Origin of the sequence: Allokutzneria oryzae, assembly GCF_042429765.1 — a bacterium.
GTDB lineage: Bacteria > Actinomycetota > Actinomycetes > Mycobacteriales > Pseudonocardiaceae > Allokutzneria > Allokutzneria oryzae.
In genome coordinates this window covers 61,570-73,801 of record NZ_JBHLZU010000009.1, presented here as the reverse complement: position 1 = coordinate 73,801, position 12,232 = coordinate 61,570, and the positions used below count along the sequence as shown (strand labels likewise).

10 protein-coding genes are annotated in these 12,232 nt (G+C 69.7%); 2 read left to right on the top strand and 8 right to left on the bottom strand.

From position 1 onward, the window contains the following. Positions 1-172 precede the first annotated feature (172 nt). Positions 173-1,291: a sensor histidine kinase gene (locus ACFFQA_RS10255; RefSeq protein ID WP_377851520.1), complete on the top strand. Its 1,119-nt coding sequence runs from the start codon at positions 173-175 to the stop codon at positions 1,289-1,291. Beyond that, the gene (locus ACFFQA_RS10250; RefSeq protein ID WP_377851519.1) at positions 1,288-1,950 is read left to right on the top strand and encodes a response regulator; all 663 of its coding nucleotides are present in this window, start codon (positions 1,288-1,290) and stop codon (positions 1,948-1,950) included. The genes ACFFQA_RS10255 and ACFFQA_RS10250 overlap by 4 nt, the downstream gene beginning before the upstream one ends. A 5-nt stretch (positions 1,951-1,955) precedes the next feature. Here the strand turns inward: ACFFQA_RS10250 and narI are convergent, their stop codons facing one another. The 8 genes from narI to ACFFQA_RS10210 form a co-directional block, all read right to left on the bottom strand. Continuing rightward, positions 1,956-2,723 (bottom strand): respiratory nitrate reductase subunit gamma, encoded by a 768-nt coding sequence (gene narI, locus ACFFQA_RS10245; protein WP_377851518.1) that lies wholly within the window; start codon positions 2,721-2,723, stop codon positions 1,956-1,958. Beyond that, positions 2,720-3,352: a nitrate reductase molybdenum cofactor assembly chaperone gene (narJ, locus tag ACFFQA_RS10240; protein WP_377851517.1), complete on the bottom strand. Its 633-nt coding sequence runs from the start codon at positions 3,350-3,352 to the stop codon at positions 2,720-2,722. The genes narI and narJ overlap by 4 nt, the downstream gene beginning before the upstream one ends. After that, the gene (gene narH / locus ACFFQA_RS10235; RefSeq protein ID WP_377851516.1) at positions 3,349-5,043 is read right to left on the bottom strand and encodes a nitrate reductase subunit beta; all 1,695 of its coding nucleotides are present in this window, start codon (positions 5,041-5,043) and stop codon (positions 3,349-3,351) included. Before narH ends, narJ begins: the two co-directional genes overlap by 4 nt. Next, positions 5,043-8,666 (bottom strand): nitrate reductase subunit alpha, encoded by a 3,624-nt coding sequence (locus ACFFQA_RS10230; RefSeq protein WP_377851515.1) that lies wholly within the window; start codon positions 8,664-8,666, stop codon positions 5,043-5,045. The genes narH and ACFFQA_RS10230 overlap by 1 nt, the downstream gene beginning before the upstream one ends. 33 nt (positions 8,667-8,699) lie before the next feature. Beyond that, positions 8,700-9,857, bottom strand: coding sequence for an MFS transporter (locus ACFFQA_RS10225; protein ID WP_377851693.1), 1,158 nt, complete (start codon positions 9,855-9,857; stop codon positions 8,700-8,702). A gap of 409 nt (positions 9,858-10,266) precedes the next feature. After that, entirely contained in the window at positions 10,267-10,893 is a 627-nt protein-coding gene (locus tag ACFFQA_RS10220) for a hypothetical protein (protein ID WP_377851514.1), read from the bottom strand. Further along, on the bottom strand, positions 10,890-11,162 hold the full coding sequence (locus tag ACFFQA_RS10215; protein ID WP_377851513.1) for an SHOCT domain-containing protein: 273 nt from the start codon (positions 11,160-11,162) through the stop codon (positions 10,890-10,892). The genes ACFFQA_RS10220 and ACFFQA_RS10215 overlap by 4 nt, the downstream gene beginning before the upstream one ends. 469 nt (positions 11,163-11,631) lie before the next feature. Beyond that, complete coding sequence (locus tag ACFFQA_RS10210; RefSeq protein ID WP_377851512.1) at positions 11,632-12,177, bottom strand: YcxB family protein; 546 nt, start codon at positions 12,175-12,177, stop codon at positions 11,632-11,634. Between the last annotated feature and the right edge of the window lie 55 nt (positions 12,178-12,232).

The window sequence follows — 12,232 nt, the reverse complement described above, 5'->3', positions numbered from 1 at the left end:
CGGATGTCGCCTGATCATGTCCGCCGGACCCCCTGCCGGTCGTTGTGCGGACGCGGACAGTTCGCGATGCCGCCGATGCCGTAGGAACCGCGAAAGTACTGCGTGTGCGGTAGGCAGCTGATCATCCGTGCACAGGAGTTGCCCGTTCGAACATCCGGCTACGGTGCACTTCATGAGCAGGGGACGCATCGGTGCCGGAGACTGGGTGATCGCCGTCGGCGTGGCCGTGTTTCTTCTGGTTGCCGGGCTGTCCAGGCAGCACCCCTCCACGAATCTCGACGCGCTGGGCTACGCGTTGTCGCTCACCGGCGCTCTGGCGCTGGCCGCGCACCGCCGGGCTCCGGTCGTCGTGCTGGTCGTCACCGGGTTGTGCACGCTGGGGCACCAAGCCGTCGGTTTCGACGTGGCCGCTGTCGCGTATCTGTTCGCGGTGTACGCCGCCGTGCGAGCGGGACACCGCATCGTCGCGGTCGCGGGTTCGGTGATCATGCTGGCCGCGCTTCCGCTCGCGATCCTGGCCTCTCCGCACGACTTGGCCGTTGGCGAGGCGTTCACGCGGAGCCGGGACGTCCTCCCACTGGCCTGGCTGATCGCCGCCGGGGCGGCGGGTGAAGCGCTGCGACAAGCCGAGCGCCGGGCGGACGAGGCCGAGCGCACCCGCGAGGAGACCGCGCGGCGCCGCGCCGACGAGGAGCGGCTGCACATCGCGCGGGAGCTGCACGATTCGCTCACCCACCAGATCTCCGTCATCAAGGTGCAGGCCGACGCCGCCGTCCACGTGGCCACCAAGCGGGGCGAACAGGTGCCGGAGGCCCTGCTGGCGATCCAGGAGGCCGGTCGTGAGGCGGCAAGGGAACTGCGAGCGACCCTGGAGGCGCTGCGCGAGGAGGACAAGGACCCACCGCGCGGGCTCGACCATCTCCCGGAACTGGTGCGACGGGCCCGCAGCACCGGTCTGGACGCGAAGCTGACGATCGAGGGACACCGAAACGACGTGCCGGCCGCGGTGGACCGAACCGCGTACCGGATCGTCCAGGAGTCGCTGACCAACATCGCCCGTCACGCCTGCGCCGCCACCGCGTCGGTCCGGATCGACTACCGCCCCGGCGCCCTCGTGGTCCAGGTCGACGACGACGGCAGAGCCACGCCGGACACAGCGCCGGTACCCGGCGTCGGACTGCTCGGGATGCGCGAGCGAGTCACCGCTCTCGGAGGTCACCTGCGCGCGGCACCACGCAGCGAAGGCGGGTTCACCGTCCACGCCGAGCTCCCCGTGGACCACACGTCATGATCCGCGTCCTGCTGGTCGACGACCAGCCGCTCATCCGCAGCGGCTTCCGCGCGCTCCTCGACATCGAGGACGACATCGAGGTGGTGGCAGAGGCCGCCGACGGCAGCGCGGGTCTGGCGCTGGCCAGGCAGCACCTGCCCGACATCGCGCTGATCGACATCCAGATGCCGGTCATGGACGGCATCGAGGCGACCCGGCGCATCGCCGCGGACCCGGCCCTGGCTTCGGTGCACGTCGTCATCCTGACCAACTACGGCTTGGACGAGTACGTCTTCAACGCGCTGCGCGCCGGTGCGGCCGGGTTCCTCGTCAAGGACATCGAGCCGGAGGACTTCCTGCACGCGGTGCGCGTCGCGGCGCGCGGCGACGCCCTGCTCGCACCGTCGATCACCCGCAAACTGATCAACCGGTACGTCACCCAGCCGCTCAGCACCGGCACCGGCACGGGGCTCGAAGAACTGACCAACCGCGAACGCGAGGCCGTCGTCCTGGTCGCGCAGGGCCTGTCCAACGACGAGATCGCCGACCGCATGGTGATCAGCCCGTTGACCGCGAAAACCCACATCAACCGAGCCATGACCAAGCTGCACGCCCGCGACCGCGCCCAACTCGTTGTCCTCGCCTACGAATCCGGTCTGGTCACCCCGCACGTGCGGTGAGTCGGTCATCGCGTGCGTTCCCAGCCGCGCCGAGGCGCCCGGCTGCCCGCCTGCCGGTCGTCACGGCTGCGGTAGACGATGTAGGGCCGGGTCAGGTAGCCCAGCGGCATCGAGAACACGTGGACCAGCCGGCTGAACGGCCAGAACGCGAACAGCACCCAGGCGGCGGTGGCGTGCAGCTGGAACCCGAGCGGGGCCACGGCCATCAGGTGGGGTTGGGGCTGGAGGGCGAAGATCGAGCGGAACCACGGTGCGACCGTCTGGCGGTAGTCGTGGGGGTGGTCGGTGAGGTTGCCGAGCACGGTGGTGCCAAGGCCGAGCACGATGGTGCCGACCAGCAGCACGTACATGATCTTGTCGTTGCGGGTGGTGGCGGAGAACACCGGGCCGACGGTGCGGCGGCGGTAGACCAGGATCGCCGCGCCGACCAGGGTGCAGAACCCGGCGAGGGTGCCGAGCCCGACGGCGGCGACGTGGTAGGCGGTGTCGCTGACTCCGACGGCATCGGTCCAGGACCTGGGGATGAGCAGGCCGCCGACGTGGCCGAGGGCGACGAGCAGGATGCCGACGTGGAACAGCGGGCTGCCCAGGCGCAGCAACCGGTTCTCGTACAGCTGGGAGGAGCGGGTGGTCCAGCCGAACTTGTCGTAGCGGTAGCGCCAGATGTGGCCGAGGATGAAGATCGCGATCGACAGGTACGGGACGACGACCCACAGCAGGATGTCCACCGTGCCCACGGTCGTGGCGTCCTGGGCGGCGAGCCGCGTGCTCAAGGAAGACCTCCTGACGGGGGGAACGGGGCCAGGCCGACCTCTTCCTCTGGTGGGCCTTCGGCGGCCAGCCGGGCCACCTTCTCGTGTTCGCGCCTGCCCAGCGGCGGGAGCGTCGCCGACACCGAGTCCAGAACGCGGGCCCACGGGGAACCGGCTTCATGCAGACCTAGGCGCATCAGTTCCAAGCCGGCGCGGTGCTCGATCAGCAGCCGCTGTCCCACCGCCAGGTCGCCCGTGGCGGCGAACTCCAGCACGACCGCGAGGTGGTCGGGCAGTTCGGCGCCATCGGAGGTGCCGTCGAGCTCCAGTCCGGCGGTGCGGTAGGCGTGTTTGAACCGGAGCAGGGCCATGCCGCGTTTGCGGGTGTCGCCGTAGGCGAAGTAGGTCAGGTAGGGGCTGAAACGCCTGCGGTGGTCGAACGTCGCCACGTAAGCCGCGGCGAGCTCGGTCAGCGCGGTCGTCTCGGCGTGGTCGAGGAACGCGGTCAGCGGTTCGGCCAGTGCTGTCGGCAGCGTCCTGGTCACCGCCCGCAGCAGGGGGAACCGGCCCAGGAGCTGCTCGTCGGGGTAGCCCATCAGCAGTGACTGGACCTGCCACGCGGTGGCGCGGTGGGCGTCGGTGATCGTCATGGTTTCGGTTCCACCTCGCCTGCCGGGTCTCCACCGCCTGGTCGTTCTCGCGGTGGGAAGAGTCCATCGGGGCGTCCCTTGCCGTCCCAGTTGAGCAGGTTGACCCGATTGCCCTTGTCCACCGGGGCGGCGATGGTGTCGGCGGTCTGCCTGTCGCGCAGCATCCGGAAGTTCTCCACCGCGATCGGGGACACCCCGCCGGAGCTCTCCCCGAACGGGCCGGAGCCGCCCATGCCGGGACCTCCCTCGTAGTCGAGGCTGCATTCGGTGGCCAGCTCTTCCAACCCGTGGGCTTGTTCGGCGTGGGCGGGTGGGATGACGTAGCGCTCGTCGTACTTGGCCAGGGCGAGCAGCCGGTACATGTCGTAGACCTGCTCCCCGGTCATGCCCACCTCGTTGGCGATGGCTTCCCGGGGTTCGCGGCCGAGGTTGATGTCGCGCATGTAGCACCGCATCGCGGCCAGCCGGCGCAGCACCGCGTTGACCGGCTCGACATCGCCCGCGGTGAACAACCGCGCGAGGTACTCCACCGGGATGCGCAGTGCGTCGATGGCGGCGAAGAGGTTGCCGTGGTCCTCGGCGTCGTTCCCGGTGTCCCGCACGACATCCACGACGGGGGACAGTGGCGGGACGTACCAGACCATCGGCATGGTCCGGTACTCCGGGTGCAGCGGCAGCGCCACCCGGTAGGTGTTGATCAGCGAGTGGATCGGGGAGCGCTGGGCTGCTTCGACCCAGTCACGCGGGATGCCGGCGCGTTCGGCCTCGCGGACCACGGCCGGGTCGTTCGGGTCCAGGAAGACCTCGCGCTGCGCCTCGTACAGGTCGCGATCGTCCTGTGTGGACGCCGCGTCCAGGACGCGGTCGGCGTCGTAGAGGACCAGGCCGATGTAGCGCAGGCGGCCCACGCAGGTTTCCGCGCACACGGTGGGGATGCCGACCTCGACACGGGGGAAGCAGAAGGTGCACTTCTCGGCCTTGCCGGTGCGGTGGTTGAAGTAGACCTTCTTGTACGGGCAGCCCGAGACGCACATCCGCCAGCCGCGGCAGCGGTCGGAGTCGACCAGCACGATGCCGTCCTCGCTGCGCTTGTAGATCGCCCCGGACGGGCAGGAGGCGGCGCAGGAGGGGTTGAGGCAGTGCTCGCAGATGCGCGGCAGGTAGAACATGAAGGTCTGCTCGAACTCGAAGCGGACCTTGTCCTCGATGCCTTTGAGCATCGGGTCCTGGTGGCCGTGCTCGGGAGCGCCGCCGAGGTTGTCGTCCCAGTTCGCCGACCACGTGATCTTCGTCGGCTCGCCGCTGAGCAGCGACCGCGGCCGGGCGACCGGGGTGTGCTCCTGCAACGGCGCGGTGGTGAGTGTGTCGTAGTCGTAGGTCCAGGGCTCGTAGTAGTCGTTGATGCTGGGCAGTTTGGGGTTGCTGAAGATGGTCGCCAGCTTGCGCCACCGGCCGCCGCCCTTCAGCTTCAGCCGGCCGCGCTTGTTCAGAGTCCAGCCACCGCGCCAGCGTTCCTGGTCCTCGTAGGTGCGCGGATACCCTTGCCCCGGGCGGGTCTCGACGTTGTTGAACCACACGTACTCGACGCCGGAGCGGTTGGTCCACGCCTGTTTGCAGGTGACCGAGCAGGTGTGGCAGCCGATGCACTTGTCGAGGTTCATCACCATCGCCATCTGGGCCATCAGTCTCATCAGTAGGTCACCTCCTGGCCGCGCCGCCGGATGACGGTGATCTCGTCGCGCTGGTTGCCGGTCGGACCGAGGTAGTTGAACGCGAAGGACAGCTGGGCGTAGCCGCCGATCAGGTGCGAGGGCTTGATCAGCAACCGCGTCAGCGAGTTGTGGATCCCGCCCCGCTTGCCGGAGGTCTCGGCGCGGGGCACGTCGATGAGCCGGTCCTGGGCGTGGTGCATGTAGACGGTGCCCTCGGGCATGCGGTGCGAGACGACCGCTCGGGCGACGACGACGCCGTTGCGGTTGACCGCCTCGATCCAGTCGTTGTCGGCGACTCCGACCTTCGCGGCGTCCTGTGTGGACATCCAGATGGTCGGCCCGCCACGGGAGAGGCTGAGCATGAACAGGTTGTCCTGGTACTCCGAGTGGATGGACCACTTCGAGTGCGGGGTCAGGTAGCGCACGGCGATGCCCAGCTCACCCCGCTCACCGACGCGGGGCTCGTCGAACAACGCGGTCATGTCCAACGGCGGCCGGAACACCGGCAGCTGCTCGCCCAGCTCGGCCATCCAGTCGTGGTCGAGGAAGAAGTGCTGCCGCCCGGTCAGGGTGTGCCACGGCTTGCGGCGTTCGACGTTGATGGTGAACGGCGAGTACCGCCGTCCGCCGCTCTCCGAGCCGGACCACTCCGGGGAGGTGATCACCGGAACCGGCGCGGACCGCGTGTCGGCGAAGGTGATCCGTTTGCCCTCGTGCTCGGCGGCCAGGTCCACCAGCGGTGTCCCCGTCCGCTGTTCGAGCGCGCGGAAGCCCTGGGTGGCCAGATGTCCGTTGGTGGTGCCGGACAGCGCGAGGACCGCCTCGCACGCGTGCACGTCGCGCACCAGCGACGGACGGCCGTCCGCGGGTCCGCCACGGACGGTGCCGTTCTTGTGCCGCAGGTACTCCACCTCCTGCTCGACCCGAAAGGTGACGCCCTTGGTGGTCGCGCCCAAGGAGTCGACCAGCGGCCCCAGCGCGCCCATCTTCGCCGCGATCGCGGCGAAGTCGCGCTCCACCACCGTGATCCTCGGCATGGTGACGCCGGGCACCGGGTCGCACTCGCCGGCCTTCCAGTCCCGCACCACACCGTGCGGCGTGGCGAGCTCGTCGGGGGTGTCGTGCAGCAACGGCGTCGCCACAACGTCTTTGCGCACGCCCAAGTGCGTCTCGGCGAGGCTGCTGAAAGCCTTGGCGATGGTCTGGAAGGCGGCCCAGTCGGTGCGGGTCTGCCAGGGCGGGGCGATCGCGGGGTTGAACGAGTGCACGAACGGGTGCATGTCCGTGGTGTTCAGGTCGTGCTTCTCGTACCACGTGGCCGCGGGCAGCACCACGTCGGAGAACAGGGTGGTGCTGGTCATCCGGAAATCCAGTGACAGCAACAGGTCCAGCTTCCCCGTCGGCGCACCGGGGGCCTCCGCGCGCAGCGACGAGTCGGTGCCGAGCAGGTGCTTGAGGAAGTACTCGTTGCCCTTGGCCGAGGAGCCCAGCAGGTTGGCCCGCCACACGCTCAGCACGCGCGGGAAGTTCTCCGGCGAGTCCGGATCCTCGCACGCGAACCGCAGCCGCCCGGCCTTCAGCTCCCCGACAACGTAGTCCGAAGTGGACAGTCCGGAGCGCTCGGCGTCGTCGGCCAGGTCCAGGGGGTTGCGGTCGAACGTCGGGTACGACGGCATCCAGCCCAGCCGCGCGGACAGCGCGATCAGCTCCGAGGTGCTCCTGCCGCCCAAAGAGGTGGAGGTGTCGTAGCGGAACTGGTCGGTGTGCAGGTACCAGTACGCGGTCTGGATCATCTGCCGCGGCGGGCGCGACCAGTCCAGCCCGAACGCCAGCTGGGACCAGCCGGTGACCGGGCGGCACTTCTCCTGCCCCACGTAGTGCGCCCACCCGCCGCCGTTGACCCCCTGGCAGCCGGTGAGCGTGGTCAAGGCGAGGAACGCCCGGTAGATGGTGTCGGAGTGGAACCAGTGGTTGGTGCCCGCCCCCATGATGATCATTGATCGGCCCCGGGACTCCTCCGCGTTGGCGGCGAACTCCCGCGCGATGCGAGCCGCGGCCTGCCCGGGCACACCGGTGATCACCTCCTGCCACGCGGGCGTGCACGGCTGCCCTGCGTCGTCGTAGCCGCTCGGCCAGGCACCGGGAAGCCCCGTGCGCCGCACCCCGTACTGGGCGAGCAGCAGATCGAACACCGTGGTGACCAGGTGCCCGCCCACTCGCCGCACCGGAACGCCGCGCCGCACCACCCCGGACGTGTCGAACCTCGGCAGCTCCACCACGACCGCCTCGCCACCGTGCACCGACAGCAGCGGATCGACATCACCCAGGTCGAGGTTCCACTTGCCCGCGCCCTGCTCGCCGTAGCGGAAGCCGAGCGAGCCGCCGGGCACCACCGGTGCCCCAGTGGTGGCGTCGAGCAGAACGGGCTTGAACGCCGCGTGCTCCGTGTCCCGCTCACCGTCGAGGTCGGCGGCAGTGAGGAACTTCCCCGGTGCGTAGCCGTTCCCGCGCTCGGTGAGCCGGACCAGGAACGGCAGGTCCGTGTAGCGCTTGACGTAGTCGGTGAAGTACGGCACCTGCCGCTCGACGAAGAACTCGCGCAGGATGACGTGCCCCATGGCCATGGCCAGCGCGCCGTCGGTGCCCGGCCGGGCCGCGAGCCACTCGTCGGCGAACTTCACGTTGTCCGCGTAGTCCGGCGCCACCGCGACCACTTTCTGCCCCCGGTAGCGGGCCTCGGCCATCCAGTGCGCGTCCGGGGTGCGGGTCACCGGGAGGTTCGAGCCCCACATGATCAGATAGCCCGCGTCCCACCAGTCCCCGGACTCCGGCACATCGGTCTGGTCGCCGAACACCTGCGGCGAGGCGACCGGCAGATCGGCGTACCAGTCGTAGAACGACAGCATCGACCCGCCCAGCAGCGACACGAACCGCGCTCCGGAGGCGTGCGAGACCATGGACATCGCCGGGATCGGCGAGAACCCTGCGACACGGTCCGGTCCGTGGCGCTTGATCGTGTGCACGTGCGCCGCGGCGACCAGCTCGCTCGCCTCGTCCCAGGACGCCCGCACCAGACCACCCTTGCCGCGAGCCGCCTTGTACCGCGTGGCGGATGCCGGGTCGTCCACAATGGACTCCCAGGCGAGAACCGGATCTCCCGTGCGCGCCTTGGCTTCCCGGTACATCTCCAGCAACACGCCGCGCACGTAGGGGTAGCGCACCCGCGTGGGCGAGTAGGTGTACCAGGAGAACGCCGCCCCCCGCGGGCAACCGCGCGGCTCGTACTCCGGCCGGTCGGGACCGACCGAGGGGTAGTCGGTCTGCTGGGCCTCCCAGGTGATGATCCCGTCCTTGACGTAGACCTTCCACGAGCACGACCCGGTGCAGTTCACCCCGTGCGTGGAGCGCACCACTTTGTCGTGGCTCCACCGGTCCCGGTAGAACTCATCCGCCTGCCGCCCACCGACCTTGTGCACTGTGCGCAGGTCGTCGGAGACCTCGGCGCGGGTGAAGAACCGGCGGGTGCGGACGAGGGCCTCGGTCAGTTCGGTGTCCAAGCCCGCGTGGCCGGGGCTGGAGTGGGGATCGGTTCCGGTGCTCACCGTGGTGGTCCTCCTGGTGATCGCGGGCAGGTCTTACGTTTCGTCGGTGGACCGCCGCACGGTGGTCCTCGTGAAGGCGAGGGTGCCGGTGGCGACCACGGCCAGCGCCGCCAGGCCGAGCGCGTAGGAGCCGAACGCGCCGTAGAGGGCGCCCATGACCAGCGGCGGGATGAACCCGCCCAAGCCACCGGCAGCGCCGACCACCCCGGTGACCGAGCCGACCTTGTTCCCCGGCACCAGCAAGGCCACGAGTGCGAACACGGCGCCGCTGCCCGCGCCGAGCGCGGCGGCCATGACCAGAAACGCGACTGTGCCCACCGGCATCAACGCCGGAGTGAACGCCTGCGTCGCCGCACCCATCGCGACGACGGCCAGGGCGGAGGTCAGTACCCGGATCGGGCCGAACCGGTCGGACAACCAACCGCCGACCGGGCGCATCAGCACGGCGAGCAGCACGAATCCGGCCATCCGGTTGGCCGCGTCAGCCTGGGTGAGCCCGTAGGCGGTCTTGAGGTAGGCGGGCAGGTAGACCGAGAACGCGACGTACCCGCCGAAGAGCACCGCGTACAACCAGGACGCCTGCCAGGTCACCGGCAGCCGGGCAGCGTCGGCAAGGCGGCGGGCGACCGGCTCCGTGGGCACGGTCCATCCCGGAGCGTCCCGTAGCAGCACGGCCGCGGCGACCGCGTAAACCGCCAGCACCACCGCAGTCACCACGAACGGCGTCGCCACCCCGCCGATGGTCACCAAGGGCACGGTGGTCAGGGCGCTGATCGCGGTGCCACCCATGCCCGCGCCGAAGATCCCGATCGCCAACCCGCGCCGCTGCGGGGGAAACCAGGAGTTGACGAACGGCACCCCGATCGCGAACGCGGTACCGCCCAGCCCGAGGAAGAAGCCGCCGATCAGCAGCGCGGTCAACGAGCCGTGCCCGCCCAGCCCGAGGTACAGCACCGGCACGATCGTCAGCGCCGAGAGCGCCGGGAGCATCACCCGCCCGCCGAACCGGTCGGTCAGCGCCCCCACCGGAACCCGCCCCACCGACCCCACCACGACGGGCACGGCGACCAACAGCGCCTGCTGGAACGCGCTCAACCCCAAGGAGTCCTTGAACAGCGGCCCGAGCGGGCTCAGCAGCGCCCACGCCCAGAAGTTGATCGCGAACCCGACCGTGGCCAGGCTCAGCATCATCACCCGCCGCCCGCCCGTCGTCCGACCGTCGACTGTGGACGGTCGCAAGCCCTGCCCAGTCGCAGGCGTTCTTCCCGTTGTCTTGCCGCCCGTGCTGCGGTGTGTCCAGGTCATTGGCGTCTCGGTCCGTCGCTTCGCGTGTCCGGCTCGCCGACCGGCGAGCAAGCTCAGCGTGGGTCCCTCACGCACTGCCCAGCCAGGGGCGAGGGCCCCTTGCCTGAAAGACCAACGTCCCTACCCGGAGCAACGCCAAGCAAGTCCTCTGACACGCCGCTCCAACTCGCTTTCGCGTGCAGGAACGCGGAGGCGCTCCACTGTCCGCCGAACCCAGCTCCTGCTCGGTCTGGTCCTACAACGCCATAGCCCGCCTCGCAGCAGGCTCTTCGAGGGGACTCGTGCCGATCTCGCGCTATGCGCCGCCGAGGTGCTCTCGCATCTGGAGAAAGCGGCCGTGCCAGGTGTGGTACCAGACCGCGCCGGTGGTGGCATTGACCGACAGCATGCCGACTATGTGGTCGTCCCGCAGGGTGTGCAGGGTGTAGTAGCCGGGGAACCGGTCGGGTTCGGCGGCGTGCAGACCGGTCCGGTGCTCGCTCAGCCACTGGTCGGCGATCCGCACCGCCTGGTCGGGCCCGATGGCGGCGGTACCGGTCCGGCCGGGGGCCGGCATCATGCCGGAGGCGGTGTTCCACATCATGGCGGGGCCGAACTCGATCTGGACGGTGCCGCTGTCGGGGTCGATGAGGACCTCGGTGGCGCGGCTGCCGTCGGGAGCGAGGAGCTGGGCGTAGTAGCCGTTGCTGAACTGCATGACTTCCCCGACGCGCAGGCCCTCTTGGTCGGCGAAGCGCTCAGCCGCGCGGTCGGCGTCGTCCATGGTGCGCACCGGCCCCTCACCTGGGACGCCAGCCGTCCTCGTCGTGGGGCCGGGTGGTGCGGACCCGTCGCCCGCGACCCACACCAGCGAGGCGACCAACATTGCCACCGCGGCAACCAGCACGGCCACCGGCGGCCAGCGCCCCCGCAGCGCGGTCATCGGGGCCTCGGTTTGCCTGCGGCGAGGCGTTCCCGTGCCTCGGTGTAGGCGTCCGCGTCGATCTCGCCGGAGGCAAAGCGGCGGTCGAGGATCTCCTCAGGCGTTTCGCGGGGTGGCCAGCCGCGATCCTGCCCGTGATCGCCTCCAACGTGGCGCTGCGTGAGGCGAACCACCGCCCACACGATCAGGCCGATCAGCACGATCCACAGCAGGGGCATGAAGGCCATCCACGCCCAGCCACCGCCGTTCCAGTACATCACCGTGTCCACCTCCCTCGGTCAGCTGTCGCGTCCCTTACTGTTCGCGCGGACCGAGAACCGGTGCCAGGGCAATTCGGAACAGCGACCAGGGGCTTTCGGCCTCACTGCCGCGCCCGCCCGGCGCTGTTGCCGATCGAGCGATCCTGGGCGGGGTTCGTCCATGCGCACCGCCACGACCAACCAGGAGGCGGCGGTCAGGCTGACTGTTGTCGGGCAGCGGAACCCACGCGGTCGCACCACCTCGCCACCCCTGGCGCGCTCACCCGCGTGCCCCTCATTCCGCGTTGTGGAGCCCTAGAGCTGCTAACGGAATGCGGGGTGTCGTTCTTGTGTGTCGGTTGACTCGACTTGTTCGGGTAATGAGCGAGAGCGGTCTGCGCCTGCACGGGATACCAGCCCGCTGCGGGGCGGCGGAACTCCGAACGCCCGGATCTGAAGCACCTGCCCGAATGCCTGGCCGACGCGGATCGCCGCTTTGTCAGCCGCCGGACGGGCGCGGTGCGAGATTCCGTGCGACAACCGCCAGTAGCCCGTCGACGTCCGCTCCGTCGCGCAACCCGCGCTTCGGCAGCAGGGCCATTCCGCCCACTGTGTCGTCCATTACCAGCACGAAGAGGTTTGTCGTCTCGATGTAGTGGCGGAACGACGCCCAGGGAATCATGTTCTCCATGACCGCCGTGGCGGCGTGTACGCCGTCATCGTCCGCCCGCATGGTGTACTCGCCCTGCGAGCGCGCGTGCCTGGTCAGCTGCCGCACTCGGTATAGCTGGTTTACCCATCCGCCCACGAGGCTCCCCACCGCTGGGAGCATGGCTGCGGCCGCCAGCACGGTCACCTCCTCGGGCGCCGCGAGCATCAAGAGAAGAACGAGAACGGCTGCCGTGATCACCCCGACGATCAATGGAAGACGCCACCATCGTGGAGTCCGTGCGCCCAGTGCCTCGGCAATGTCGGCCCGGGTCGGCAGATAGGCCAGTTGGACACTGACCGCCCCCGGCGCCGCCTGGCGCTGTTCGTTCTCCACGGAGCGGGATCGTAGAGGCGCGCGGCGGGCCGCCTTGGCCAGGGCTCCCGGACTT

Excerpts from the sequence above, each read along its gene's own strand:
- ACFFQA_RS10255 (WP_377851520.1), top strand. The coding sequence starts at position 173 with ATGAGCAGGGGACGCATCGGTGCCGGAGACTGGGTGATCGCCGTCGGC.
- ACFFQA_RS10250 (WP_377851519.1), top strand. The coding sequence starts at position 1,288 with ATGATCCGCGTCCTGCTGGTCGACGACCAGCCGCTCATCCGCAGCGGC.
- narJ (WP_377851517.1), bottom strand. The coding sequence starts at position 3,352 with ATGACGATCACCGACGCCCACCGCGCCACCGCGTGGCAGGTCCAGTCA.
- narH (WP_377851516.1), bottom strand. The coding sequence starts at position 5,043 with ATGAGACTGATGGCCCAGATGGCGATGGTGATGAACCTCGACAAGTGC.
- ACFFQA_RS10225 (WP_377851693.1), bottom strand. The coding sequence starts at position 9,857 with ATGATGCTGAGCCTGGCCACGGTCGGGTTCGCGATCAACTTCTGGGCG.
- ACFFQA_RS10220 (WP_377851514.1), bottom strand. The coding sequence starts at position 10,893 with ATGACCGCGCTGCGGGGGCGCTGGCCGCCGGTGGCCGTGCTGGTTGCC.